At 32.5% G+C, this 26,275-nt stretch carries 24 protein-coding genes; 15 read left to right on the forward strand and 9 right to left on the reverse strand.

Annotation, left to right across the window (positions count from 1 at the left end):
- Positions 1 to 179: 179 nt before the first annotated feature.
- Positions 180 to 1,574 carry a glycosyl hydrolase family 8 gene (locus J3495_RS04090; RefSeq protein WP_210665303.1) on the reverse strand — a complete coding sequence of 465 codons (1,395 nt, stop codon included), beginning with the start codon at positions 1,572 to 1,574 and terminating at the stop codon, positions 180 to 182.
- A 100-nt stretch (positions 1,575 to 1,674) separates the two neighbouring features.
- Positions 1,675 to 1,854 (reverse strand): Sec-independent protein translocase subunit TatA/TatB, encoded by a 180-nt coding sequence (locus tag J3495_RS04095; protein ID WP_210665304.1) that lies wholly within the window; start codon positions 1,852 to 1,854, stop codon positions 1,675 to 1,677.
- Positions 1,855 to 2,062: 208 nt separating this feature from the next.
- On the opposite strand from J3495_RS04095, the gene J3495_RS04100 reads away from it, so the two are divergent.
- The 8 genes from J3495_RS04100 to J3495_RS04135 all read left to right on the forward strand — a co-directional run bounded on the left by J3495_RS04100 (position 2,063) and on the right by J3495_RS04135 (position 11,427).
- Positions 2,063 to 2,563 (forward strand): peptidase, encoded by a 501-nt coding sequence (locus tag J3495_RS04100; RefSeq protein ID WP_210665305.1) that lies wholly within the window; start codon positions 2,063 to 2,065, stop codon positions 2,561 to 2,563.
- A gap of 11 nt (positions 2,564 to 2,574) precedes the next feature.
- Positions 2,575 to 4,059, forward strand: coding sequence for a GH3 family domain-containing protein (locus J3495_RS04105; protein WP_210665306.1), 1,485 nt, complete (start codon positions 2,575 to 2,577; stop codon positions 4,057 to 4,059).
- A 220-nt stretch (positions 4,060 to 4,279) separates the two neighbouring features.
- On the forward strand, positions 4,280 to 5,959 hold the full coding sequence (locus tag J3495_RS04110) for a DUF6909 family protein (protein ID WP_210665307.1): 1,680 nt from the start codon (positions 4,280 to 4,282) through the stop codon (positions 5,957 to 5,959).
- Between the two features lie 8 nt (positions 5,960 to 5,967).
- On the forward strand, positions 5,968 to 6,957 hold the full coding sequence (locus tag J3495_RS04115) for a hypothetical protein (RefSeq protein WP_210665308.1): 990 nt from the start codon (positions 5,968 to 5,970) through the stop codon (positions 6,955 to 6,957).
- Between the two features lie 104 nt (positions 6,958 to 7,061).
- Positions 7,062 to 7,610 (forward strand): hypothetical protein, encoded by a 549-nt coding sequence (locus J3495_RS04120; protein WP_210665309.1) that lies wholly within the window; start codon positions 7,062 to 7,064, stop codon positions 7,608 to 7,610.
- Between the two features lie 160 nt (positions 7,611 to 7,770).
- The gene (locus J3495_RS04125; protein WP_210665310.1) at positions 7,771 to 9,039 is read left to right on the forward strand and encodes an oligosaccharide flippase family protein; all 1,269 of its coding nucleotides are present in this window, start codon (positions 7,771 to 7,773) and stop codon (positions 9,037 to 9,039) included.
- Positions 9,039 to 10,304 carry a hypothetical protein gene (locus tag J3495_RS04130; protein ID WP_210665311.1) on the forward strand — a complete coding sequence of 422 codons (1,266 nt, stop codon included), beginning with the start codon at positions 9,039 to 9,041 and terminating at the stop codon, positions 10,302 to 10,304. The genes J3495_RS04125 and J3495_RS04130 overlap by 1 nt, the downstream gene beginning before the upstream one ends.
- Entirely contained in the window at positions 10,294 to 11,427 is a 1,134-nt protein-coding gene (locus tag J3495_RS04135; RefSeq protein ID WP_210665312.1) for a glycosyltransferase family 4 protein, read from the forward strand. Before J3495_RS04130 ends, J3495_RS04135 begins: the two co-directional genes overlap by 11 nt.
- On the opposite strand, the gene J3495_RS04140 is transcribed toward J3495_RS04135, so the two are convergent.
- On the reverse strand, positions 11,421 to 12,197 hold the full coding sequence (locus J3495_RS04140) for a 2OG-Fe(II) oxygenase (RefSeq protein ID WP_210665313.1): 777 nt from the start codon (positions 12,195 to 12,197) through the stop codon (positions 11,421 to 11,423). The two genes, J3495_RS04135 and J3495_RS04140, sit on opposite strands and share 7 nt — an antisense overlap.
- Positions 12,198 to 12,350: 153 nt before the next feature.
- On the opposite strand from J3495_RS04140, the gene J3495_RS04145 reads away from it, so the two are divergent.
- The 4 genes from J3495_RS04145 to J3495_RS04160 are packed head-to-tail and all read left to right on the forward strand — an operon-like array spanning position 12,351 to position 17,053.
- A complete protein-coding gene (locus J3495_RS04145) occupies positions 12,351 to 13,439 on the forward strand; it encodes a DUF1972 domain-containing protein (protein WP_210665314.1) in 1,089 nt (362 codons plus the stop codon).
- A complete protein-coding gene (locus J3495_RS04150) occupies positions 13,399 to 14,721 on the forward strand; it encodes an O-antigen ligase family protein (RefSeq protein ID WP_210665315.1) in 1,323 nt (440 codons plus the stop codon). Before J3495_RS04145 ends, J3495_RS04150 begins: the two co-directional genes overlap by 41 nt.
- Entirely contained in the window at positions 14,718 to 15,701 is a 984-nt protein-coding gene (locus J3495_RS04155; protein ID WP_210665316.1) for a UDP-glucuronic acid decarboxylase family protein, read from the forward strand. The genes J3495_RS04150 and J3495_RS04155 overlap by 4 nt, the downstream gene beginning before the upstream one ends.
- Complete coding sequence (locus tag J3495_RS04160) at positions 15,701 to 17,053, forward strand: exopolysaccharide biosynthesis polyprenyl glycosylphosphotransferase (protein WP_210665317.1); 1,353 nt, start codon at positions 15,701 to 15,703, stop codon at positions 17,051 to 17,053. Before J3495_RS04155 ends, J3495_RS04160 begins: the two co-directional genes overlap by 1 nt.
- Here J3495_RS04160 and J3495_RS04165 read toward each other — a convergent pair.
- From J3495_RS04165 to J3495_RS04175, 3 genes are all read right to left on the reverse strand, one after another.
- A complete protein-coding gene (locus J3495_RS04165; RefSeq protein ID WP_210665318.1) occupies positions 17,050 to 18,237 on the reverse strand; it encodes a glycosyltransferase family 4 protein in 1,188 nt (395 codons plus the stop codon). The genes J3495_RS04160 and J3495_RS04165 overlap by 4 nt on opposite strands.
- Positions 18,237 to 19,325 (reverse strand): non-hydrolyzing UDP-N-acetylglucosamine 2-epimerase, encoded by a 1,089-nt coding sequence (wecB, locus tag J3495_RS04170; RefSeq protein ID WP_210665319.1) that lies wholly within the window; start codon positions 19,323 to 19,325, stop codon positions 18,237 to 18,239. Before wecB ends, J3495_RS04165 begins: the two co-directional genes overlap by 1 nt.
- A 158-nt stretch (positions 19,326 to 19,483) precedes the next feature.
- Entirely contained in the window at positions 19,484 to 20,017 is a 534-nt protein-coding gene (locus tag J3495_RS04175; protein ID WP_210665320.1) for an ORF6N domain-containing protein, read from the reverse strand.
- Between the two features lie 155 nt (positions 20,018 to 20,172).
- Between J3495_RS04175 and J3495_RS04180 the strand changes: the two genes are divergently transcribed.
- Positions 20,173 to 21,438 (forward strand): C10 family peptidase, encoded by a 1,266-nt coding sequence (locus J3495_RS04180; RefSeq protein WP_210665321.1) that lies wholly within the window; start codon positions 20,173 to 20,175, stop codon positions 21,436 to 21,438.
- 52 nt (positions 21,439 to 21,490) lie between these two features.
- Here J3495_RS04180 and J3495_RS04185 read toward each other — a convergent pair whose 3' ends face one another.
- A complete protein-coding gene (locus J3495_RS04185) occupies positions 21,491 to 22,801 on the reverse strand; it encodes a phenylacetate--CoA ligase family protein (RefSeq protein WP_210665474.1) in 1,311 nt (436 codons plus the stop codon).
- Between the two features lie 132 nt (positions 22,802 to 22,933).
- On the opposite strand from J3495_RS04185, the gene purD reads away from it, so the two are divergent.
- Positions 22,934 to 24,208: a phosphoribosylamine--glycine ligase gene (purD, locus tag J3495_RS04190; protein WP_210665322.1), complete on the forward strand. Its 1,275-nt coding sequence runs from the start codon at positions 22,934 to 22,936 to the stop codon at positions 24,206 to 24,208.
- Positions 24,209 to 24,237: 29 nt separating this feature from the next.
- Here purD and J3495_RS04195 read toward each other — a convergent pair whose 3' ends face one another.
- Entirely contained in the window at positions 24,238 to 24,468 is a 231-nt protein-coding gene (locus J3495_RS04195) for a DUF6341 family protein (protein ID WP_127338089.1), read from the reverse strand.
- Positions 24,469 to 24,608: 140 nt separating this feature from the next.
- Here J3495_RS04195 and J3495_RS04200 point away from each other — a divergent pair, with 140 nt between their 5' ends.
- Positions 24,609 to 25,538 (forward strand): DUF6427 family protein, encoded by a 930-nt coding sequence (locus J3495_RS04200; protein ID WP_210665323.1) that lies wholly within the window; start codon positions 24,609 to 24,611, stop codon positions 25,536 to 25,538.
- Here J3495_RS04200 and upp read toward each other — a convergent pair.
- Complete coding sequence (gene upp / locus J3495_RS04205) at positions 25,533 to 26,186, reverse strand: uracil phosphoribosyltransferase (protein ID WP_210665324.1); 654 nt, start codon at positions 26,184 to 26,186, stop codon at positions 25,533 to 25,535. The two genes, J3495_RS04200 and upp, sit on opposite strands and share 6 nt — an antisense overlap.
- Positions 26,187 to 26,275: the final 89 nt, after the last annotated feature.

A 26,275-nucleotide genomic window follows, 5' to 3' on the forward strand; every position in this document is an offset into this window, starting at 1 on the left:
TAAGCCTTACAAGCATCATCATTTGGGAATTCTTTTACCAGATTGAGTATATTTTGACCTTTAAATTCTTCCATAAGTACTGTTTTACAACTACTAAGATACAGAATCTAAATTAATAACTCAATAAAAAAAACTCCCAAGTTCCGATCGTAATTTGGGAGTTTTTAGTTTTTAAAAATTTACTTCAAAATAACCTTTTTGGTAATGCTTTTATTATCATGGGATATTTTTATAAAATACACTCCGGCTGACTGATTGGCCAAATTGATTGTGGTCCTTTCGGAAGTTGCTTTTTGTTGTAAAACAAGGCTTCCCTGAGATGAAATCACCGAAATCATCGATTCTTGCGGAGCAGAAACAGTAAATTCAGTAGTACTCGGATTTGGATATAAAGTTACCGCAGATTTTTCTAATTCGAAATCACCTGTAGATAAAGTGGCATTTTGAGGCAAGTAAAAATTACCCGTTAATAAAAAAAGGTATAATGTTTTTAGCGTTTGATTAAAATAACTGGTCGGTTCTCCTAAACTATTCAAATCATTATATGAAGTAGTAAGGTGTGTTTGGTTTTCGCCACCCATAGCCGCGCAGGCAAAAGCACCAACAAAAGTAGCATTATGATATTGGCCGCTAAGGGATCCGTCTTGATTGTAACCGTCCTTGATATTGGCAGAACCACCCAAATTAACACGTACAAAATCCGATGATTTTTTAGAATAGGTTTTTGCATCGGCATTTCCGTACCAAACATAATCTACTGCGATACGCCACGGAGTTCTGGCCGCATCATAGCTGTAGCTTTTTCCGGCTTTGTTGTACCCACTAGCTTGCGAAGAATAGGCCCCAGACTCCATACACCAGTCAGAAACCAAACCGCCAATAGCACTATTTTGAGCTAAATTATTGTTGATAACGGTATATGATTTGGCAGCAACGGCATTCCAAAAAGTACTATCATTTGTAAAATTTCCAAAAGTTCTGCAATAAGCCGGCGAAAAATAAGAGGGATTGGTAATTTGGCTTCCGCCGAATTGATCTCCGGGCTTTAGTACGTAAGTGTTGGCTTCTACTTCATGGGCTTTTATAGCTGCAATCAACGATTTAGCATCATTTTTATAATTGATGGTACCAGCACTAGCCCATTGAAAATCGGCGACAATAAGTGCAAAAGCAGCATCCAGTTCAGCATCTGTTGCACCATTTTGACCAATAGTTCCAGAGCAGCCATTGATTTTCCAGTTCATCACCGCATTAGAATTGACATTGTCTTTATAATACAACCAAAGACCATCAAAAAGCGTTTTGTCGGCTGCATAAACGCTCAGAAGCATTCCGTAACCAATTCCTTCAGAAACGGTTTGGTTGGGGTCATCAAATTTTATTCTGTATCGGCCATTTGAGCACGATTCTACAAAATTGGTTTTCCAGATCGTATAATTGTTTACGGCATCCTGACTGTTTTTAGACGAAGCCATTATACCATTCTGAAAGGTGATATTTGCAGGAAACGGCTGTGTCTGCGAATAACTTTGGAGACAAAGAAGCATTGTCCCAATGAGTAATAGGTTTTTCATGTTTATATAAATTTAGGGACTCTAAAAGTAAGATTTTTTATATAAACAAAAAAATCCCAAACAAAAAACTTTGTTTGGGATTTTAATAAGTGGTAGTTTCTTATTTAGATTCTTGGTCTTCTTTTTTAGCAACAGGCTGACCATCGTCTTTTGCAGCGTTTTTAAATTCTTTAATACCGCTACCAAGTCCTTTCATTAATTCTGGAATTTTTTTACCTCCAAAAAGTAATAAAACAACACCTACTATTATGAGGATTTCTGTAAGACCTATTCTTCCCATGATTGTATAATTAATGCCGAAGCGATTTTGTATAAATGTAGCGCAAAGGTATATAGAATTAATTAACGAGAAATGATTTTAAGTCAAAATATTTGGTTTTTTCAACGTTAAATATTCTTTAAAATATTAATTTAAGTCTATTCCTGCAAATCTGTTAAGCATCAACAAGGCGATTAATTATTATATTTGCCGTGTATAAACAAGTAAAATGAGAGAAAAGAAATCTAATTTTAAGAAAAAATTATTCACAAAAAAACGATTGGTTATTTTGAATGAAGAGACTTTTGAAGAGACTTTTTCTTTCAAACTTAATTTGATGAATGTTTTTGTGGTTTTCTCTTTAGGAGGAATATTTTTGATTTTAATCACTACTTATATCATCGCTTTTACACCTTTACGTGAATTGATACCGGGTTATTCTTCGACAGAATTGAAGAAAAATGCAACCCAACTGGCCATAAAATCTGACTCGTTGGCCAATGCTCTGAAAAAAAATGAAGCATACATCAAAGGAATTCAGAAAGTTTTGAGAGGCGAGCTGGAATATGCAAAATTTAATAAAGATTCTATTTTATCAGAATCTGATGAACCTTCGGATCTTGACATGAGTGCTTCTGAAGAAGAAATTAAATTGAGAGAAGAAGTCAATGAAATCGATAAAAATTCGAAAGAAAAAGTTAAAAACAAGAAGAAAAGTGACAAAAAATAATTCTACAAAAAATGTCTATTAAAGCAGTAGCGGCAAAATTATTTGCACGTAAAATATATCATCAAACCAAGGCTTGGGCCAATAAGCCTGTTACCACTCAGCTGGCCGTTTTTAAGAGCCTGATCCAAAATGCAAAAGACACAGAATTTGGTGTTGATCATCATTTTGATACCATAAAAACAATCGATGATTTTGTAAAAAATGTTCCTGTTCGTGATTATGAGGGTCTAAAAGTTTATATTGATAAAGTGAGAATGGGGGAGCAGAACATCCTTTGGAAAGGCAAACCGTTGTATTTTGCCAAGACTTCTGGAACGACTTCTGGCGCAAAATATATTCCGCTTACCAAAGAATCGATGCCGTATCATATAGAAGCTTCCCGAAATGCGATTTTGCATTATATTTACGAAACGGGCAACGCTGATTTTGTAGATGGAAAGATGATTTTCTTGCAAGGAAGCCCTATTTTAACAGAGAAATACGGAATTAAATTTGGCAGATTATCCGGCATTGCTGCGCATTTTGTGCCCAAATATTTGCAAAAAAACAGAATGCCGTCTTTAGAAACCAATTGCATAGAAGATTGGGAAACCAAAGTCAATGCAATTGTTGAGGAGACGATTGATCAGGACATGACGATTATTTCCGGAATTCCGAGTTGGGTACAAATGTATTTTGAGCGTTTGCAGGAAAAAAGCGGTGGCAAAAAGATTGGCGAGATTTTCAAAAACTTTAATTTGTTTATTTACGGAGGCGTAAATTATGAGCCTTACAGAGCAAAATTTGAGAATATGATTGGTCGAAAAGTAGATAGCATCGAGTTGTTTCCGGCATCTGAAGGATTTTTTGCTTATCAGGATACACAAAAAGAAAAAGGAATGTTGCTGCTGCTCAATTCAGGTATATTTTATGAATTTATAAAAGCAGACGAATTTTTTAACGAAAAGCCAAGACGTTATACGATTGGTGAGGTAGAAATTGGCGTTAATTATGCCTTAATTATTTCGACCAATGCAGGACTTTGGGGTTATAATATTGGTGATACAGTTCAGTTTACTTCTTTGGTTCCGCACAGGGTGATAGTTTCAGGCCGAATCAAACATTTTATTTCGGCTTTTGGCGAACACGTGATTGCCAACGAAGTCGAAAACGCCATGAAACAAGCTACAGAAGGAACAAAAATTGTGATAAACGAATTTACAGTTGCGCCGCAAATTAATCCGTCAAGCGGATTACCGTATCACGAATGGCTGGTAGAATTTGAAAAAGAACCACAAGATATCGAAGTTTTCGCGGAAGCGATAGACAACGCCATGAGAGAACAAAATATTTATTATGACGATTTGATAACCGGAAATGTGTTGCGAAAAGTGGTTGTGACTAAAGTTGCTAAAAATGGATTTCAGGAATACATGAAATCACAAGGAAAATTGGGCGGACAAAATAAAATTCCGAGATTGTCGAACAATCGGGATATTGCAGATAATTTGAAATAAAAAGGAAAAACATGTAATTCTGCAGCTTAAGCCAATCATAAATTATGTTGAAGTGACGGGCAAAAATGAAGCGCTCAAACGCTTTAAAATTCTAAGAAGGAATTTGAAATAATTACAAGCAGTTAATATGATTTCAGAGGAATTAACATTTTTAATTCCTAATTTCGTTTAAAAAATACTAAAATAATCTTCCGTAACAGAAGATTTTTAAAATAAAAGCATGAAAGAAACCAAAAATATATCAAGATCAAGAGCGCAGGAATCGTCTGCTGCGATAGAAAAAATGTACATTACAATGCGCCATTTGTTCAACCGTGGTTTTTATAAACCAATGGGAGTTTCTGGCGATAGTTTACGCGAATCATTATTGGCGTTGCGACCTGAAATTTACGGAAATATTGCCGATGAAAAAGTAGAACTTAACGGACTTTTGTACGTTATAGAACGTCTTCCGATAGGAATTGAAGAGTGTCGATTTATTAATTTAACTTCTGATGAAGGCTACTCTAAATCGCATTTTCAAGCCATTGTGCCTCCAAAACGAAAAAGAAATTGTTATCGAATTGATGAGGAGCAAATGAATGTTGAAATTACACGTGGTCGTTCAGATATTTACGACATTTTGACCCATTTGACCTTTATTTTTATCGAATCTCATAAAATTAGAAACAGAGTTTTGTTGGATGACGCAGGCGAAGTTTCGCGTGATTGGATGAAACTGGAGCAGGCTGTGATGCAGACTAAAAAGCTGCCTCAGATCGAAAAAGAAAAGGCCATCTCGCACGTAGCCAATATTTTGGGGCGAACTTTTGAAGAGATTTTGGATATTTATGATGCTTTTGGTTCAGAAAATGCACCAGATCGCTTTTTGCACATTATTTATTGGTTAGGAAAATTAGCCATTGAAGAAGTAATCGAAAACAACAAACGCACTATAACTTTTAGTCCAGTTTTAAGGGAACGTCTCGGACATCACATTCACGGAGAAATCTGGGCAACCAACATTAAGGAAGTTTTGAAGGCAAACGATCTTCTAAACCGACCAATTCACGTGATAAGCGCCAACATGCACAGTGTGATGAACTCTATTTTTGCAACACCGTTGTTGAAAACTAAATTTAAAGATAAGTCTGATTTCTTTATTTATGAAGAATTAAGTAAATCTGCGGCTAAAGAAACCCGAAACATCGTAGAAGAATTGGCGTTGAAAAACGGAATGATTTCGCTGCCGGATAGCTCTGGAACCAATATTGATGTTCAGATTTTTGATACGGCCAAAATAGATTGGTCAAAAACCGCTTTCGCGAAAGCAAAACTGGAAGACGAAAAACCAGTCCTTATCGTAATGGATTATGCATTTGGCGAGCAGGCATATGAAACCATAGACGAACTTTTGAAGCCTTATAAAAAAGACACGTTACTCAAAGTAAAATCGGTCTCAATTATGGGTAAAGCCGGAATTCTGGAGGGCGGAAAAGGCGACATCATGATTCCGACAGCACATATCAACGAAGGAACGGCAGATAATTATTTTTTCGAAAATGAATTAACAGGTGATATGTTTAAAGGAAATGATATTGCGGTTTTTGAGGGCGCTATGGTTACCGTTTTGGGAACATCGCTTCAAAATCGTGATTTATTAAAATTCTTTCACGAATCGACTTGGGGTGTAATCGGTCTTGAGATGGAAGGATCTTATTACCAAAAAGCCATTCAATCGGCATCGAAAATCAGAAAAAGTGTGCCAAATGATGTCAAAGTGCGTTATGCGTATTATGCATCAGATAACCCTTTAGAAACAGGAAGTACGCTGGCTTCGGGAGGTTTAGGAACAACAGGTGTAAAACCGACATATTTGATTACTATTAAAATTTTAGAACAAATTTTCAACGTAAAATAAAACAATCAATGAGTACAAAAGTACCTCAAAATAATGAAGATCAGGAGATTGATATTTTTGATATTTCAAAAGGGATTCAAATTTTTTTCGATAAAATTAATACGTTGATTTTTAAATCAATACATTTTTTTGTTCGAAATTGGATCATTGTTTTAACGATTGTTATCCTTGGTTTTGGTTTTGGTTTGTTTTTGGATAACACTCAAAAAAGTTATGATAATCAAATTATTGTTCAGCCCAATTTTGGGAGCGTTGATTATTTGTATTCAAAAGTAGATTTGATTGATGCAAAAATTACTTCTGGAGATACTGTTTTTCTAAAAAATGTTGTTGGAATCTCGCATCCTAAAAAAATAAAAAAGATAGAGATAAAACCGGTTGTAGATGTATATAACTTTATCAAAAACAAACCAGAAAATTTTGAACTGATTAAATTAATGGCAGATAATAGCGATATAAAAAAAATTATCGAGGATAATCTTACAAGCAAAAACTATACCTATCATACGATTTCTTTTGTTACAGATGATGTAGTCAAGGACAAAGGAATGGCAGAAGCTCTTCTGAGTTTTTTTAATAATACAAAATATTATAAAAAAATTCAGGAGGAGAGCCTGAAAAATATTGAGGCGAAAATGATACAAAATGATACGATCATTTCTCAAATTAACAATGTATTAGGTGCATTTTCTGCTAAGGAAGCTCATTCTCAAAAAAGTGACAAGCTGGTTTATTACAATGAAAACACCCAGCTCAATGATGTCATCAAAACGAAAGATGAATTGGTCATAGAACAGGGAATCCATAGAATTGAATTGATAGCCAGTGATAAGATTATAAAAGATGTCAGCACAACAACAAACATTGAAAAAACGGGTTTCTTTTATGGTAAAAAGAAGATAGTATTGCCTTTAATATTTATTTTTATGTACGTTTTGATATCTATTTTTATTGCTTTTTATAGAAAGCAATCTTTAATTTTACAGAAAAATAATTAATTTTTTTATTCAGAAAACAATTAAAACAGAACTTTAAAATTTCTAGTTTGAGAGACGGCAATTTTTAAAGTTTAAAAAACTAAATTAGCCCAAAATTGTAAAAAATGAGAAAAAAAATAATTTTCGCATGCTTGATTTTATTAGTAGGATTTATTTCATGTAAAAAGGAAGACAATAAAAATCTAACTCAACCGGCTGAAGTAGAAACGAATAAAAATAATTTTCAGGTCACTTTGACTGCAACAGTTAAAGCAGATGATAATTTTCAGATGTATTACAGTCAAGACGATTATGAAGTCCCTTATAAGGAGGAAAATTCGGTTTGGGTAGCTGTAAAAGCAAGTGACAAGCCACAGGATATTGTTTTTGATCTGCCACAAGATGTAATTCCTAATTATATTCGAATTGATTTTGGAACCAACCAGCAGCAAAAAGAGATCACGATCAGCAATTTTAAAATGAAATATTACAGTAAAAGCTTTGAAGCAAAAGATTCATTATTTTTCAACTATTTCATTCCAAATGATTGTGTAAAAATTCTTGACAAAAATAATTCTGTTGTACAAAATATTCAACCTCAGGACGGAAGATATGACCCTCTGTTTTATTCAGAGAAAGCACTTTATGATCAAATACAATTATTGGTAAAATAACATAATTTCAAAACATTGCTGAGTCACAATTTGTGGCTCTTTTTTTTGGATGTAGACAAGCCGTGTTCATTATGAAATGACTGAGTGGGTTTTGTATACCAACTTGAATTATTTTAGAACAGACTTGAAAACATTATATTTGTAAACAAATCACATCACCTTGTTTAAATCACATTATCTGAATTTATCACAGCATAATAGAATTAAAAATTTTATTATTTATGGAGTTGGTCAAGTTGTTAATCTGGTTAGTCCGCTTTTGGTGATGCCATATTTGGTAGCTATTTGCGAAAAAGAAGGACTAGGAAAGATTGGCGTTGGTTTTTCTTTTGCTTTAATACTTAATGTTTGGGTTGATTATGGCTCTTATATCAACGGAACCAAAGAAATAGCGATCAATAGAAACAATCCTGAAATCATTAGAAGAAAAATAGTTTCAATATATGTAATGAAATTGTTTTTGCTTGTCATTTTACTTTTTATTTCCTTTTTACTGATTCATTTTGTGCCTTTTTTTAATAAAGAACAAGCAGTTTTCTTCTTTAGTTTATCTTATGTATTGGGTCAATTAATCAATCCGACATGGGTTTTTCAGGGTTTAGAAAACTACAAATGGATTTCTTTTATTAATATTATTTCTAAAATAATCTATGTAATTGGTGTTTTTGTTTTTATCACTAAAAAGGAAGATTATATTTTTGCCAATGCTTTCCTAGGTTTTGGATTGATAATTTCGAGTGTAATAGGGTTAATTTTTTTGATAAAAAAATACGATTTGCGGCTCTATCAGAATGTTTCGCAAGATGCTTTAATTTTATTAAAACAGGATTTTTACTTAACATTTTCTCAATTTTTTCTTTCGTTTTATCAATATCTTCCGATTATGATCATTAGTTATGTAGGAGGAAATAATATGGCCGGACAATACAGAATCATAGATCAGATTGTTATGATTTTTAGAACCTATTTGCAAATGTTTTTTAATTTTATGTACGCAGATGTCTGTTTGCAGATACACAAGAATTTAAAAAATGGAATTTCGCATTGGTTGAGGTATTATGGTCTCAATTACGGAGTGGTTTTATTGTTATTGGTTGTTGCGTTTGTTTTTACCGAGCAGATTTTATTATATTTCAATATTCGTTTAAATGAACTAGATTTGATGACATTGTTTTTTAGAATAGGTTTGATTATCCCAATATTTATGTCCATTTCTATCGCTTTAAAACAATTGCTTTTTGCTTTAGACAGAAATAAAGAATATATAAATATCACCATCGGATCATCTATTTTTAGTTTACTTGTTTTTTTTCTTTTAATAAAAAATATAGGACTTCAAGGTGCTTTTATAGCAACAATTATCATCGAAATTATGGTGATAATTTTATATTGTATCGTATTAAAACCAATAATTAGATTGAAGAAATAATGATGAATTTTGCAATTTATAAAAGTTTCCCGTATCAAATCTTATTTTTACTTTGCATCGGAGTTTCTTTGTTTGCAAATTATGAACTTACTTTTTCCATTTGGTTTTTAACTTTATTGGTAACCATCAAAAGAAAATATTCTGTTACAATACTAAGATACATAGCTGTTTTTCTGGCAATACTTCTGGTTGCTATCTTTTCTACTTTATTCAGTAAAACGACGGCATTTTTATTCATAAGAGATTTTACATATTTAGTAAAACCCATTTTAGGATTATTAGTGGGATATCAACTCTGTCGGTTTAGCAGTAAATTAGCTTTAAAAGTTTTAGTTTATACCGGGCTTGTAATTTCTTTATTGCATTTGGTAATGCTGTTTTTTACCATTATCGAATTTAGAACCATAAGTGTTAATCTGCTGAGGCAACATGGAGGCTATTTTAGCGATTATGAAATTTATGTATTAATTATTCTTATTTTTTATAAAAATTTGAATGTTGAAATTTCACATAAGCAAAGAACTATATTAATACTTGTAATAGGCTTGTCAAGCTTTTTATATTTAGCCCGAACAAACCTGATTCAATTTATCATTTTATATGTTGGCTTAAAAGGATATTTGATTTACAGCCAGAAATCCTTAAAAGTAATTTTATCGGTACTATTTTTTATTATCCTAGGTTATACGGCGATTGTTTATTTAAAACCAAAAAGAGAAGGCAAAGGGATACAGGCTTTTTTGTATAAAATAAAAATTGCTCCAGAAGAAGCTTTTAAAACACGAATAAACAAAGAAGATTGGAAAGATTTTAACGATAATTACAGATCGTTTGAAAATATAATTGCTGTAAAACAAGTTTCAAGCAAAGGCACAAGAGCTGTTCTTTTTGGAGAAGGTTTAGGTTCGACGCTAAACTTGGGCAGAAAAGTTTGGACAAACGACAACGAATACGTGCAATATATTCCCATTGTACACAACGGATATATGACCCTATTTTTAAAATCAGGACTATTAGGCGTTTTATTGCTTCTTGTTTTTCTGGTGATTTTGTACAGACAAAAAAAATCTAATATTGAGGCTGTACAAGCTATTAATTATTTATTAATTGGCTCAAGTGTTTTCTTGATAGTATCCAATTGGGTCTTTTTGGGTCTTTATTTAAAATTAGACAACAAATCAATCATAATAGGATTTCTGATCGCCATTAGAGAAGTCATGATAAGAGAGCACAATAGTCAAAAAAGTATAGCAAATGAGTATTAAAAACAGAACCAGCATTTTTGTTGACTGCCATGTTTTTGATAGCGGTTTTCAAGGTACAAGAACGTATATACAAGGTTTATATACAGAGTTAATTAAGTATCAGGATCTTAATTTTTTTTTAGGTTCAAATGACCCGGATAACTTAGCAGCTATTTTTGGTAAACATTCAAATGTTACGTACCTAAAATATCGGTACCACAACAAATATTTGAGGTTGCTTATTGATATTCCTAAAATTATTAAAAAAAATAAAATTGACTTTGCACATTTTCAATATATAGTTTCACCCCTAAAAAGATGCAAATATATTGTTACAACTCATGACGTGCTGTTTATTGATTTTCGATTATATTTTTCTTTTTTCAGCAAAATTATCAATACCATTCTGTACAAACAAAGTGGCAAACGGGCAGATATAAGACTCACAGTTTCAGAATATTCAAAGCATAAGATTGAGCAGCATTTGGGGTTATCTCATTACGTGATAACGCCAAATGCTGTTGATTTTGCTTTTTTTGAAGAGTACGACAAAGAACAGGTTAAAGCTAAAGTTGCAGAAGAATTCTTTTTGAAAGACTATATTATTTATGTGAGTAGGTGGGAGCCGAGAAAAAATCAGCAAATACTTTTAAAAGCTTTTGTTGATTTAGAATTATATAAAAAACACCAACTGCTCTTTTTAGGAAACGAAAGTATTTTCAATCACGAATATCATAACGCTTTTGAGCAATTGAATCCTGAGATAAAAAAGAAAATAATTACAATCAAAAACACTGATTTTCAGACTATGTTGTTATTGCTCAGAGGAGCAAAAGTATCGGTCTATCCGTCGTTTGCAGAAGGTTTTGGAATTCCGCCATTGGAGTCAGTGGCCGCAAAAATTCCAACCATTTGCTCGAACAAAACGGCTATGTCAGATTTTAGTTTTTTTAATAAATTTTATTTTGATCCGAACAATCAAGCAGAATTTAATCAAAAGTTAAAGCAAATTCTTGAAGAAGATTTAAGTTCAGAATTCGAAAAAATGGCACACACAATTAAAGAAAATTACAACTGGAAAAAATCGGCAGTAATTTTATATCAACTTTTAAAACAGAAAACAAATCAGTCAACTATTTATTGATTTTTTGCGGTGCCGCTTCCAAATAATTTATTTTTTGTTTTTACTAAAAAATTATAATTTTTAGCAAATTGTTTTTTTAAAAATGAGGCATTATCTTTAGGAAACCAATCTGTTGTTCGTGGTTGTTCAATTTGTTTTTTATGAATTTGGTATGCATAGGTTGCAATTGACGTTCTAAAATGTCCCGGAGGAAAATTCGTCAAATCATACCCATGAAGTGTATATGGAGCACATTGTTGAATAATTAAACGATTAAAAGGAACATCCAATTCTGCTTCTTCACCTGTTCTGAGATCGTTTATTTTGAGGCCACCTTTATACTCTTTTTTCCAATCTTTATTGAGATATAAAAGTAAATTTAATTCCCGGTACCAGTTTTTGTTGATAGGATGATAATTAAAGTCTAAATGCATATCTAAAAAACTATTTTTCTTTCCCTGATGCAATCCTCCACCGTGATTTTTTGGATCAACAAAAATTGATTTTGAGGTTATGTAGGATATGATTTTATTGAATCTTTCAGATGAAAAGGCGTCGTATAGTTCGTGTAATTCAGGACCTAATTCTTTATAGTTTGATTTTTCAAATTTGTTATTTGCAAAAGCATAATCACGGCTTTTATTACTGAGTTCTGGAATGCTATTATATGCTTTTATTAATTTTTCTTCATTACAAAAATGATCAATTATTAAATGCGCAAATGGACTAGCAGTTAAATACTGTAGGCGTAAATCGTTCAAATTATTTTCCAGATATTCAAAATTAATCATAAACTGCTGTGGTAAGGTAATTTTAAACAAAAGTAGCGATTAAAGTAAGTATATAATTAAAATAGAATTGAATTTGTTTCACATCAATTAAATCATTTAGGAGATTAAAACTTTTAAAATCATTATTTTTGAGCATTGATTAATAAAATTTAAATGAAAATTGCAATTCTCGGAACAAGAGGTATTCCAAATAATTATGGAGGATTTGAGCAATTTGCTGAGATTTTTGCTGTTTATTTAGCGCAAAAAAAACAGGATATTTACGTATACAGCGCACACGATCATATTTTTCAGGAAAAAACTTTTAAAAGCGTAAATATTATTCATAAATACAATCCCGAGCACAAGATGGGTACAGTGGGGCAATTTTTTTATGATTTGAATTGTATTTTAGATTCCAGAAATAGAAAATTTGATATTATCCTGCAATTAGGATATACCAGTAACTCAATTTGGTCTTTTCTTTTGCCTAAAAAAGCAATTATAATAACCAACATGGATGGGCTGGAGTGGAAGAGGAGTAAATATTCTAAAAAAACTCAAAAATTTCTACAATTTGCAGAGAAGAAAGCCGTCAAAAGCAGCCATTTTTTAATTGCAGATTCTTTAGGAATACAAAAATACCTGAAAGAAAAATACAATAAAGAGGCAGCGTATATTGCGTATGGCGCAGCACCATTTTTAAATCCAAGAGAGGATTTGCTTTTACAATATAATGTTAAAAACAACAATTATAACTTACTGATAGCTCGATTTGAGCCAGAAAACAATATCGAAATAATTTTGGAAGGAGTTGCTGCTGCTCAAGATCATAAACTGATTTTGGTAATAGGAAATAATGATAATGCTTTTGGATATTATCTAAAAAAGAAGTTTGGCGACAATCAAAAAATACGTTTTTTAGGAGGTGTGTATAACAAAGAACATTTAGATAATCTAAGATACTTTTCTAGTATTTATTTTCATGGGCATTCAGTAGGCGGAACCAATCCATCTTTACTTGAAGCAATGGCAGCCAAAGCATTGATCGTGGCACATAATAATGAATTTAATTATGCGATTTTGAAAGATAATGCATTTTATTTTTCGAATGCAACAGAAGTCAAACAGCTTACAGAAACAGTAAACAAGGACAATCACAAGCAAATTGTTCAGAATAACTTGGACACCATAATTCAAGAATTTAATTGGAATAAAATAAATGAATCTTATCTTAGATTATTCGAAAAAAGTCTTCAATAAAATTGAAGAATTGTGGCAAAACCAAACATTGTTGGTTTACCTTTTAACGGCAATGTTGATTACGCTTCCAATGAAACATATAATTGGAAGTATGACTTGCATTCTTTTTTTAATTATTTCTTTTATAAAAGCCAAAAAAGCAGATTTTCTAATTTCAAAAACGCTCTTGTTCCCTATTGTCCTTTATGTTCTGATGGCACTTTCGTTAATTTGGACCATCAACATACAGTTTACAATTTCAGGATTAAAAAAGGAAGTATTGATAGTATTAATTCCATTGGCTTTTTGTGTGTTACCAAAAATAAACCGTGATATAAATGATCGTGTTTTTAACTTTTACAGTTTTTCAATGGTGTTTTTTGCACTGTTTTATCTGGCAAAGGCACTTCTGAAATTTGCTAATTCGGCAAATACCAACGTGTTTTTTTATCATGAATTGGTTACTCTGAAGCTTAATGCAATTTATGTTGCTGTCTTTGCTTCTTTGGGTATGTTCTTTTTTCTAGTAAAGAAAAACAAATCGATTTTAGATCAAATAGGATTTTTCATTCTCATTGTTTTTATTTTTTTATTATCCTCAAAGAATATCATTATTTGTGATTTTGTTTTGATTATGGTATATCTTTTCTTTTTTTCCAGTTTTTCTAGAAAAATCAAAGCAGCGACCATTTTGGTAATAATTTTGATCACAACGTCTTCTGTGTTTTTTATAAAGCCAGTCAGAGAAAGGTTTATGATCGAGTTTCAAACAATATTTGTTGATAGCTCTCTAAAGAAAACGACCGAAGAAAACCAGAAACCAATTTATAATATTAGTTTAAAACAGGCTTGGAGTCAGGATAAATTTCAGCAGAATGATTTTTTTCCTGGAGCTGCTTTTCGAGTTTTTCAAATTAGAATTTTTAAAGAAATGCTTCAGGAAGAAAGTATTTTTTTTACTGGATTTGGTTTAGATGCCGCTCAGATAAAAATCAAAGAAAAAATCAAAGAGCACAATTTACATAGTAGTTATGGAGAGTTTAATTTTCATAATGAATATGTTCAACTTTTTTCAGAACTAGGTTTCTTCGGATTTTTAATATTGGTGAGCATGTTGTTCATTACGATTAGAAACGGAATCAGAAATAAAGATTTTGTGCATATTGCTTTTTCGGTAACAATGATAGTGTTATTTTTGACCGAATCCTTTTTAAGTAGACAAAGAGGAATAATTTTCTTTATCGTTATTTACTGTATGTTTAACAGTGCAGATAATGCTAAAGAACAGAAAATATTAAAATGAAAAGAATACTTATCACCGGAGCTGCAGGATTTTTAGGATCACATTTGTGCGACCGTTTCATTAAAGAAGGGTACTATGTCATCGGAATGGACAATCTAATTACCGGGGATCTCAAAAATATAGAGCATTTATTCAAATTAGAACACTTCGAGTTTTATCATCATGACATCACCAAGTTTGTTCATGTTCCGGGCGATCTAGATTATATTTTGCATTTTGCTTCACCGGCAAGTCCAATAGATTATCTTAAAATCCCGATTCAGACACTTAAAGTAGGATCGCTGGGAACCCACAATTTGTTGGGTTTAGCACGTGTAAAAAATGCCCGAATTCTTATTGCTTCAACATCAGAAGTTTATGGAGATCCTTTGGTGCATCCTCAAACCGAAGAATATTACGGAAATGTAAATACAATAGGACCACGTGGCGTTTATGACGAAGCCAAACGTTTTCAGGAATCCATCACGATGGCGTATCATACTTTTCATGGTGTAGAAACTAGAATTGTTCGTATTTTTAATACTTACGGGCCAAGAATGCGACTCAATGATGGCCGTGTAATTCCTGCTTTTATTGGGCAGGCACTTCGCGGAGAGGACCTGACCATTTTTGGAGACGGTATGCAAACACGTTCTTTTTGTTATGTAGATGATCAGGTAGAAGGCATTTTTAGATTACTTCATTCTGATTATGTATATCCTGTAAACATAGGTAATCCAGACGAAATTACCATTAAAGATTTTGCCGAAGAAATTATAAAACTCACAGGAACGAACCAAAAAGTGGTGTATCATCCGTTGCCTGTAAACGATCCGTTACAGCGCCAGCCGGATACTACAAAGGCCAAAGAATTATTAGGCTGGGAAGCCAAAGTAAGTCGTGCCGAAGGAATGAAAATCACTTACGATTATTTCAGATCACTTTCAAAAGAAGAGCTTTCAAAAGAAGAACACAAAGATTTTTCTAATTATATAAAATAATGCGAACCAAAACAGGAAGATATTCAGGTTATATTCGCCCATTTTCTTATTTGATAGATTTTATAATTATCAATATTTTTGCGGCTTATATTGCTCATTTTCCTGTAGAGCATATCTTGTTTCCAGCGGTTTTAAGCATAGCCTGGTTTTGTATTGCAGCACAGTTGGGTTTTTATGAAGTGTATCGATATACAAAGGTAATAGCGATCTTAAATTGTGCCCTCAGGCAAGGCAGTTTATTTGCGATTGTCTCCTTTGCACTGGCTTTTTTTTATGCTAAAGAAACAAGTTTTCACGCAATTGTTTTGTTTATTTTTACTTCGTTCGGACTTATTTTAATTATTAAATTTTCGATTTATTTTTTTCTGCGAAAGTATCGCGTTTTATTTGGCGGAAATTTTAGAAGAGTGGTTTTATTTGGTAATAGTAAAACCGTGGAGCCATTGCAGCATTTTTTTACCGAAAATCTCGATTACGGTTATAAGCTCATTCATGTGTTTGATTTTGATCATGATAAAAAGACTAAAATCAACGAAATGTTTGCTTTTGTTTTGAATAACAGAATTGATGAAATGTATTGCTCGATGAGTGATTTGTCTCAAAATCAAATGAGTGATATCGTTGACTTTGCTGATAATAATTTAAAAACACTTAAATTTATTCCAGACGAAAAACAATTACTTTTTCGAAATTTTACTTTCGAATATTACGATTATATTCCGGTAATTACCCTTAGAAATATTCGCCTTGACGAAAAATTCAATAAAATAGTCAAACGCATTTTTGATATTGCTTTTTCTATTCTTATTATTATTGGAATCCTTTCCTGGCTCACGCCGATTTTAGCTGTTTTAATAAAATTTGAAACTAGAGGGCCTATTTTTTTTAAACAAAAAAGAAACGGCCTAAACAATCAGGAATTTTATTGTTATAAATTTCGATCGATGGAAATAAACGATGAAGCACATCTGAATCAGGTTTCTAAAAACGATACCCGCGTCACAAAAATCGGAAAAATAATCCGGAAGACAAGCATGGACGAATTGCCGCAATTTTTTAATGTTTTGCAAGGCAATATGTCTGTTGTTGGGCCACGGCCTCACATGGTAAGCCATACCGAAAAATATGCGCTCAAAGTAGATAAATTTATGGTACGCCATTTTATAAAACCCGGTATCACGGGTTTGGCGCAAACAAGAGGATTTCGTGGCGAAGTAGAATCAGACCACGATATTATCAACAGAGTGAAGTACGATATTTTTTATGTAGAAAACTGGTCTATTTTATTGGATATTAAAATCATTTTGACAACGATTTATAACACCTTAAAAGGCGACAAAAAAGCCTATTAAAAAGCATTTTTTTCGATTAATTCTTTTATTTGAATATCGAGATTAAAATGATTTTTTGCGTGAATAAAAATGTTCTTTTTCATGTTCTGAATTTCAATCTTTCCTAGTTTCGAAATTTCGACTAAAGTAGTATTTAAGTAATCAAAATTTTCAACTGGAGCAACCCATCCCAGATTATTTTCTGCTACAATTGTTTCGCCTTCTCCTCCTCCAAAATAAAGAATTGGAAAACCTAAAGCGCTGTATTCAAATATTTTAGAAGGAACAGATCCGTAGATTCTTGTTTTAAGTGGAACAAGCGCTATATCTAGATTTTTTAAAGTTTCATGTAAAACAGTTCGTTCTAGCATGCCGTGAAAAATTATTTTTTTATTCGGATTTTGAGCTAAATAATGCTCGATTTCGTTCTTTTCAGCACCGTCACCAAAAACATGCAATTCGATGTTGAGGTTTTCAAAATTCAATTGCTGAATAAGTTCAAAGACACCTTGTGCAACGCCCAATAATCCTGCATAAAACAATTTGATTGGTTGTTGAGCATTGTCTTGTGTTGTCAAAAAATCTGCTGTAAAATGATCGGGATAATTGCGATATAAAAAACATTTTTTTTCAGGAAAAACGGAATGAATATGTGTAATAATCTCCTCTGACTGCCCAAAAATATGGGTAGCTTTTTTGTAAATAAAACTTTCAATAAAAAGCAAAAATTGATGTGAAACACTCCCTTTTTTCAAGACTCCCAGTTCGATCGCAGCGGTAGGCCAAAGGTCGGAAACATTAAGGATTATTTTTTTTCTTTTTAGCCAAAGCACCAAAATCGAAGTAAAAGACAGCAACAAAGGCGGCGATTGTACAATGACTTTTTTAGGCGTTTTGGCAAACAGTAAGTAGAAGAATAAAGTGGTCGAAAAGGAGAGAGTCGAAATAATGCGCTTTAAAATATTCGAACTATTGCTGGGATAAATCCAAAGACGTTTTAAGGTTATGTTTTGAACTTTCTCGGTAACTGAAAAGCGTCCTTTGTACTCCGGAAACAATTCGCCTTTTGGATAATTTGGTAGTGGCGAAATGACCGAAACTTTATACCCATTTTGATCTAATTTTAAGGCTAATTGCTCGATTCTATTGGCGGCTGCACCTTTTTCGGGCGGATAATAGTTAGATATAATTAAGATGTCATTCATTATTTTTTATCCACTAAAATTGAAATAATTCTCTCAGAAGCTTTTCCGTCCCAAAGTTCTGGAATACCAGCTTTTTTAGGTCCATTTTGCAAAAAGGCAGCAAAACGTTCTCTTAAATTATCTAATGAAGTTCCCACGATAGTATTGGTTCCAATGGTTTCGGTCTCGGGTCTTTCGGTATTGTTTCGCATCGTAAAACAAGGAATTCTAAGCACGGTAGTTTCTTCAGAAATACCGCCGCTGTCTGTGATTACGGCAAAACTATTTTTTATCAAATACATAAAATTGAGATAGCCTTGTGGCAAAACAAAGATGATATTTTTGAAGTTTGTCTGGTTTTCACTCAAAATGGCCTGTGTTCTTGGATGAATCGGAAACAATATTTTTTTATCTCCAACCAAAGTGTCAATTCCTTGAAGAAGCGCCACCAAAGACGAAACTTCGTCAACATTGGCAGGTCGATGCAGTGTCAAAATGATGTAGTTTTTTTCGCTTAACTGATGTTCATTCCAAAAATCAGGAACTGAAATTCGGTTTAAATTTTGGAGTAAAGTATCAATCATTACATTTCCAACAAAATGCACATTTTCAGGATTACAACCCAGTTTTAGTAGATTATCAGAAGCTGACGTTGATGTGGTAAAAAAATAATCGGTAATACTGTCTGTTAGCATACGATTAATTTCTTCGGGCATTGAAAGGTCTCCAGAACGAATACCAGCTTCCACATGCGCTACTTTTGTATGACATTTTTTTGCTACAATGGCGCATGCCATAGTCGAGTTTACATCGCCGACAACGAGAACCAAATCACAAGGATGTATAACTAATTCTCTTTCAAAAGCAATCATTATTGCCGCAGTCTGCTCAGATTGTGTACCGCTTTTTACATCCAGATTGACATCTGGTTGCGGAATATTGAGTTCCTCAAAAAAGGTATCACTCAAGTTTTTATCGTAATGCTGACCCGTATGTACTAATCTAAAAGAAATCTCAAAACCTTCATTTTGTTTCTTTTTTATAGCGTTAATAATGGGTGCAATTTTTATAAAATTAGGTCGGGCTCCTGCAATTATGGTGATTTTCATAGGTTCGTTATAAAAACTTTCTTTTAGCAAAAGTAAAGTTTAAATTGGAATCTGGATAGATTGAGATGTTTTCTTCAAACTTTAAATCCATTTTTAAGAACTTAAGTTATTTTGTCTAAATTTTTAAGGAAAAATTTAGGACCTTAAAAACTTTAAATTTATTTTTTATAACCAATTTTCACTCTGGCAACTTCTTCGCTTTCTTTCTTGTCCGTTAGTTCATCTAAGTAAGAAAAAACCAATTCTATATTTTTATCATGATTCTCCAGTTTCTTTTGTATGTGAAGAATATCAACTTTAATTTCAGTTGTGTCGAGAAGCATCTGTCTTACTTTAGTGAAAATTCGCATAATCTGGATATTGGTTTGAATGGCTTTGTCGCTTTTTAGAACGCTTGACAACATTAAAATGCCGTGTTCAGTAAAAACAAATGGTAAATATTTTTGATGAGTTCCCCTTCCTTTCTTTAAGGTCGCAATTTGCGACCTTAAAGAATTGTATTCATTTTCAGTTAGTTGGAACATAAAATCTTCAGGAAATCGGGATAAATTTCTTTTTACTTGTTCATTCAATCTTTTTGTTTCGACTTCATAGAGCGCAGCCAAATCAGTATCCATCATCACTTTTTGATTACGGATAAAGTATATTTTATTAGAAATTGTTTCTTCTGAGAGTTGAGATTGATCTTCCATAAGTTTTTAATTAAAAACATAAAGAATTATAGAACTGTATTTATAGGCAATTTTATGGTCAAAAAACCATGTTAAATTTACATTATTAAATTAAAAAAACAGTAAAATTCATATTAATAAAACTAATTTTAATAAAATTTTAAAAACTTTTTAATATGAAAAAATATGTTAAATATTTTTGGTTGGGTATTATTTTTTGCTTTTATTCGTGTCAAAATTCGGAAGAATTGGCAGTTCAAAATGTGGATGCAAATTATATTTCAATTCAGGAAGCTACTCAGATCGCAGAAGCTCAATCTCCTCCGGTCAGTAATGTGAACGGAAAAATTTTAGGGAAAAGAAAAGTTAAAAAAACATTTTCCATAAAAACAGGACAGGAAAATCCATCAATGTACATTATTAATTACGAAAATAATGGATTTGTAATTATTTCTGGAGACAATAGGATTTCGCCAATATTAGCTTATTCAGATAATAATTCTTTTCCAACGGAAAGTTCTGATATGCCGGAGGGAATAATAACATGGATGAAAACGATTGATCAAACCGTTAAAAAAATTAGGAAAGATAAAAAAGAACAAAGCAAAGATCTGAAAAAATTATGGCTAAGTTCTAATCACGTAAATGTTCTATATAGAAGTAACACTTCAGTAGTAACGAAAACAAGTAAAGGAAGAGCTCCCTCTTCTGCCGATTACATTACTGAGGGCGATTGTAACAATGGAGATAATATGACGACTTTGCAGTTAAGCATAGGCCAGTTACTTCAAACTGAATGGGGTCAAGGAGTTGGGTACAACGATTTGCTCGATACTAAGGGATGTGCTGCTGCTCTAAATGGACGGCCTTATACTGGATGCGTTGCAACAGCTGTTGCACAAGTAATGAGATACCATGAATATCCAGCAAACTATAATTGGAACCTAATGAATAATGGAGGCAGTTATGAAACGTCAAGATTAATGCGTGATTTAGGATATCAAGCTAATTTAAATATGAATTATGGATGTAGCAGTTCTGGTGCGGATCGTAAAGACATTGTAAGAACTTTAAGTAATTTTGGTTATCCAGCGGCTAATTATCGTAATTATGATTATGGAACGGTCAAATTTGAAATTGTTTATGGAAGACCAGTCATTTTATGCGGTTCAGAAAAAGCTGATTTTTTAATTTTTGGATCTAAAGGAGGGCATTGCTGGGTTGTTGATGGAATTAGTGAAATGCAATATTACAATTGTGTGCCAGATCCTAATACACCAGGTGAAGTAATGTCACAATTAATTAGTACTGGTGCATATTTACGAATGAACTGGGGATGGAATGGCATTTACAACGGATATTATTCTAATGGAAACTTTAATCCTCCTGGAAGTAGTTATAATTGGAGACCAGATATGATAACTAATATAAGAAATCCATAAAAAAACATTTTCTGTAAATTTTCAAGGACACAAATTGCGTCCTTGAAAATTTTTATAAATATGATTTAAACTGCTTTAGTTTACCGCGATTTGTTCTTTCTAAAACATCTTTTCGAACAAAACTAAACTTTAAATTGGGTTCTAAATAGGTAGCAATGGCGCTTTCTATTTTTAGAATTTGATTAGAATTTAATGCGGTATCACTCACATACTCGATTTCAAAAGTATCTAATTTGGTTTGTTTGATGATAAATTCTTTTACATTTCCGTCGTCTTCGATGATGCTTTTGGTCACGTAATAAAATGTTAAACCCGGTGATTTTTTTCCGCTAGGCAAAAGGGCAATATCATTAGTTCTGCCCATTAATTTTTTGAGAATAGGTTTTTGCAAAGTACTTTTTTCATCCAAAATCCCGATGTCGCCAATATCGTATCGTATAAAAGGATGCGCTTTATTGAAGAGAGAAGTGATCACTATTCTGCCTTCTTTTCCGTGAGGCAGAACCTGATCGTTTTCGTTCAGAATTTCTACAAAAAGTGTTTCGGCGTTGATCTGCCATTCACCTTGAGTGTTTTCAAAAGCAATCAAATCTAGTTCTGAAGCGCCGTATTCGTTGATGATCGGAATTTTAAATTGCTTTTCCAACAATTTTTTATCCGATTCAAAAAGCATTTCAGAGGTGACAAAACAACCTTTTAAAGTGGGACAAATTTCCTTTAAAACTATATTTTTATTTTCTAAAAACTTAGCAAATAAAACGATAGAACTAGTATAACCATTAATGTAATCAAATTTTTTGTTTTGAAATTTTTTCAGCACTTTTTCTAAAAAAGCATCAGATAAATCAAAAACAGGGAAACGGAATCTTCGGCTTAAAAAATCTTTAAAACGCTCTTTTTGATATCCCAAAAAATGTAGCGGAATACCATAAAATCGTGCTTGATACGAATGATTAAAATTTATATTGTACCATCCGAAACGCATAAAAATCGAAGTCCACGTAAGTGCGTGACAATATTTATCTTTGGCAAAAACAAAAGGCGTTCCGCTCGAACCAGAGGTTTTATTAAGGTAAATATTTTTTAATGTATATCCTTTTGAAAGTCTTTCCTTGAGTGGTTTTTGTAAATTTTGTTTGTTCAAAATCGGTAAATCTTCCCATTTGTAAATAGTTTGATTTCCTGCTAATTCTTGATAAAACTTATTATTTTGCAGATGAAAATCAACGATTTCATCTTTTTTCTTTTGGAGAAAATCAGTATATTCTGCTTCAGATAAATTCACAATTCTATCCAATTCGGCTTTAGCTTTCTTTATAGGAAAACCATTTATTTTAAGAGAAATATCAAAAAGTGATACCATTGTCAGGATAAATTTCATCAAAAATAATATTTACCAATTACTAACAGCGAAGAATCAACAACTTTTTAAGATTTAATTATTTTTTACGTATAAAAGCAATTATTTTTGCACCACAACTAAATACGACAACACATGACAATTTTACTATTGGGATCAGGCGGAAGAGAGCATGCTTTTGCATGGAAAATGATTCAAAGTCCGCTTTGCGAAAAACTTTTTGTTGCACCAGGAAATGCGGGAACAGCTGCAATTGCTACAAATGTTGCAATGTCTCCAACTGATTTTGATGCTGTAAAAGCATTTGTACTTCAGGAAAATGTAAAAATGGTTGTGGTAGGCCCAGAAGATCCTTTGGTAAAAGGGATTTATGATTATTTTAAAAACGACCAAAGTTTACAGCATATTCCAGTAATTGGGCCATCAAAATTAGGGGCACAATTAGAAGGAAGTAAAGAATTTGCCAAAGAATTCCTGATCAAACATAATATTCCAACGGCAGCTTATGACAGTTTTACAGCCGAAACGGTTGAAAAAGGATGCGAATTTCTAGAAACGCTGCAGCCTCCTTATGTTTTAAAAGCTGATGGTTTGGCCGCAGGAAAAGGCGTTTTGATTATTCAGGATTTGGAAGAAGCCAAAACTGAGTTGAGAAACATGCTGGTTCATGAAAAATTTGGTGCTGCGAGTTCTAAAGTAGTGATCGAAGAGTTTCTAGACGGAATAGAATTGAGCTGTTTTGTTCTGACAGATGGAAAAAGCTATAAAATTTTACCAACGGCAAAAGATTATAAAAGAATTGGCGAAGGAGATACAGGTTTGAATACAGGCGGAATGGGAGCTGTTTCTCCGGTACCTTATGTTGACGCAGTTTTGATGGAAAAAATAGAAAGCCGCATCGTAAAACCAACCATAGAAGGTTTTCAAAAAGACGGAATCGAATATAAAGGATTTGTATTTATTGGTTTGATTAATGTAAAAGGAGAACCGATCGTGATCGAATACAATGTGAGAATGGGTGATCCTGAGACCGAAGTAGTGATACCTAGATTAGAATCTGATTTGGTAGCATTGTTTTTGTCTGTTGCCGATGAAAAATTAGATACTTTCGAACTAAAAATAGATCCAAGAAGCGCCACAACTATTATGGTAGTTTCTGGTGGATATCCTGAAGATTTTGAAAAAGGAAAAGTAATTACAGGTTTAGAAACTATTACAGATTCGATTGTTTTTCACGCCGGTACAAAATTAGACAACGGAAATATTGTAAGTAACGGTGGTCGCGTACTAACGGTAACTTCGTACGGTGATGACTTTCAACAGGCCATAAAAAAATCTTACCAAAACATAGATAAACTAAGCTTTGATAAGATGTATTTTAGAAAAGATATCGGCAATGATTTAAATTAAAACCTTTTCCCCTTTTGGGATTGTAGAGGTTACTTTAAAAAAGAGTGAGCCGTTGTATCTTGATTTTCAGTTCCTGCAGCATCAAAAATACGTAATTGTTTAATCCAATACACGATTGCTGCAGAACAGATAATCATAAAAATCCAGTTGATTGTATTTGCACCAAACCATGTAACAAGTTCTAAATGACGTAAAAAGTCAAGCGGAGCAAATAAAATGTTAACAAATAAGTATTGTATTCCTTCAAAAAAAGCTGTCATAATTTATAAAATTATATGTTATTTATTGTTTTGTAACGCATTGAAGTTAAAATCCAATTAATAGAATCTTTTTTCAACTTGTTGGTTTTCCTTTTTAAACAAGTATTATATTTACAATCACAAAAGTATAAAATATCCTTATGATTACAAGCGTTTTTAGAAAATCTACACCATTAAATTATTCTTTGGTCGTAATTTTAATATTGCTTTTCTTTTTTTTGTTTCAAATTCAGGATCCATCCTGGACGAGCTCTTCTTTTTTGGTGTTCCAAAAGATAATTTTGTTGTGTTTTATTTTGGCGTCTTTTTTTCTGGTAAATTTTATCGTAAAGAAAAACGGACTCAGCAAAGACAATGGTTATTCGATATTTTTCTATTTATTATTTTTGTTGTTTTTCCCTACAATCTTTAGTAATTCGAATATAATTTATGCTAACTTTTTTGTTTTGTTGGCAGTTCGAAGATTGATTTCTTTACAGTCGTTAAAATCTTCAAAAGAGAAAATATTTGATGCTTCTTTCTGGATTTTGGTGGCTTCATTATTTCAGTTTTGGAGTATTCTTTTCTTAATTTTAGTTTTTATTTCGATAATTTTTCACGTTTCTCGCGATTATAGACACTGGATTTTGCCCTTTATAGCGCTTTTATCGGTAGGAGTTTTATTTTTATTGACGTCTTTAATCTTTAATTTTGATGCTGTTTCCTTCATTCGCGAAAGAGCGGTTGTAGATTTTAGAATTGATTATTTTAAAAATAATTACGAAAACGGAGCACTTTCTATTTATGCTTCTGTTGTATTATTTTTTCTATTTTCTATGATTACAACGCTTTCCAACAGGCCACAAATATTACATTCTTCATTCAAAAAAATAGTGGCTTATTTTGTTCTTGCAGTTGCAGTATATGTTCTTTCGCCCAATAAAAGCAACGATATATTGCTCTTAACAATTCCACCATTGGCAATGATGGCGGCCAGTCACGTAGAATATGTACAGCAAAAACTAAGTAACGAAATTGTTTTTTACTTACTTATTTTGTGCAGTGCCTTTACTTTTTTCTCACAGTTATAATTTACTGCCGTAAGCCAGATCACCGGCATCACCAAGCCCTGGAACGATATAGTTTTTTTCGTTTAGTTTTTCGTCTAAAGCCGCTACCCATAAATGACAATTTTCTGGAAGATTTTCTTCTAGATATGCAATACCTTCTGGTGCGGCAATAACAACAGCAATATGCATTTCTTTTGGAGTGGCGTTCTGAACCAATTTTTTATAAACCGCTACAATAGATTGACCCGTTGCCAACATGGGATCAAGCAATAAAACAGTCTTGTTATTTATGTTTGAAACCGCTTGATATTCTACAAGAATTTCAAACTCATCATCATTATTAGGATGGTGTCTGCAAGCAGAAACAAAGCTATTTTCGGCATGGTCAAAATAATTAAGAAAACCGTTATGAAGCGGTAGTCCAGCTCTTAAAATCGAACATAAAACCAAATCATCATTGATTTGCGTCGTTTTTTTAATACCGAGCGGAGTTTGAATTTCGACATTTTTATACGCTAAGTCTTTGCTTAGTTCATAGGCTATAATTTCCCCGATTCGTTCGATATTTCTTCGAAAACGCATACTGTCGTTTTGAACATTTATGTTTCGAATTTCACCCAAAAAATGATTTAAAACGCTATTATTTTCAGAAATATAATGAATTTTCATATTTAATTTTTAAAATGTTGAAAGGGCAAATATACCAAAACGAAAAATTATTGGTTTTTTTCGTACTATAAAAGTATAAAAAGTATCTT

The organism is Flavobacterium geliluteum (assembly GCF_017948595.1).
Lineage (GTDB): Bacteria > Bacteroidota > Bacteroidia > Flavobacteriales > Flavobacteriaceae > Flavobacterium > Flavobacterium flavipigmentatum.

Coding starts and splice junctions, on each gene's coding strand:
- J3495_RS04090 (WP_210665303.1), bottom strand. CDS start 1,574: ATGAAAAACCTATTACTCATTGGGACAATGCTTCTTTGTCTCCAAAGT.
- J3495_RS04095 (WP_210665304.1), bottom strand. CDS start 1,854: ATGGGAAGAATAGGTCTTACAGAAATCCTCATAATAGTAGGTGTTGTT.
- J3495_RS04100 (WP_210665305.1), top strand. CDS start 2,063: ATGAGAGAAAAGAAATCTAATTTTAAGAAAAAATTATTCACAAAAAAA.
- J3495_RS04105 (WP_210665306.1), top strand. CDS start 2,575: ATGTCTATTAAAGCAGTAGCGGCAAAATTATTTGCACGTAAAATATAT.
- J3495_RS04110 (WP_210665307.1), top strand. CDS start 4,280: ATGAAAGAAACCAAAAATATATCAAGATCAAGAGCGCAGGAATCGTCT.
- J3495_RS04115 (WP_210665308.1), top strand. CDS start 5,968: ATGAGTACAAAAGTACCTCAAAATAATGAAGATCAGGAGATTGATATT.
- J3495_RS04120 (WP_210665309.1), top strand. CDS start 7,062: ATGAGAAAAAAAATAATTTTCGCATGCTTGATTTTATTAGTAGGATTT.
- J3495_RS04130 (WP_210665311.1), top strand. CDS start 9,039: ATGATGAATTTTGCAATTTATAAAAGTTTCCCGTATCAAATCTTATTT.
- J3495_RS04135 (WP_210665312.1), top strand. CDS start 10,294: ATGAGTATTAAAAACAGAACCAGCATTTTTGTTGACTGCCATGTTTTT.
- J3495_RS04140 (WP_210665313.1), bottom strand. CDS start 12,197: ATGATTAATTTTGAATATCTGGAAAATAATTTGAACGATTTACGCCTA.
- J3495_RS04145 (WP_210665314.1), top strand. CDS start 12,351: ATGAAAATTGCAATTCTCGGAACAAGAGGTATTCCAAATAATTATGGA.
- J3495_RS04150 (WP_210665315.1), top strand. CDS start 13,399: ATGAATCTTATCTTAGATTATTCGAAAAAAGTCTTCAATAAAATTGAA.
- J3495_RS04155 (WP_210665316.1), top strand. CDS start 14,718: ATGAAAAGAATACTTATCACCGGAGCTGCAGGATTTTTAGGATCACAT.
- J3495_RS04160 (WP_210665317.1), top strand. CDS start 15,701: ATGCGAACCAAAACAGGAAGATATTCAGGTTATATTCGCCCATTTTCT.
- J3495_RS04165 (WP_210665318.1), bottom strand. CDS start 18,237: ATGAATGACATCTTAATTATATCTAACTATTATCCGCCCGAAAAAGGT.
- wecB (WP_210665319.1), bottom strand. CDS start 19,325: ATGAAAATCACCATAATTGCAGGAGCCCGACCTAATTTTATAAAAATT.
- J3495_RS04175 (WP_210665320.1), bottom strand. CDS start 20,017: ATGGAAGATCAATCTCAACTCTCAGAAGAAACAATTTCTAATAAAATA.
- J3495_RS04180 (WP_210665321.1), top strand. CDS start 20,173: ATGAAAAAATATGTTAAATATTTTTGGTTGGGTATTATTTTTTGCTTT.
- J3495_RS04185 (WP_210665474.1), bottom strand. CDS start 22,801: ATGGTATCACTTTTTGATATTTCTCTTAAAATAAATGGTTTTCCTATA.
- purD (WP_210665322.1), top strand. CDS start 22,934: ATGACAATTTTACTATTGGGATCAGGCGGAAGAGAGCATGCTTTTGCA.
- J3495_RS04195 (WP_127338089.1), bottom strand. CDS start 24,468: ATGACAGCTTTTTTTGAAGGAATACAATACTTATTTGTTAACATTTTA.
- J3495_RS04200 (WP_210665323.1), top strand. CDS start 24,609: ATGATTACAAGCGTTTTTAGAAAATCTACACCATTAAATTATTCTTTG.
- upp (WP_210665324.1), bottom strand. CDS start 26,186: ATGAAAATTCATTATATTTCTGAAAATAATAGCGTTTTAAATCATTTT.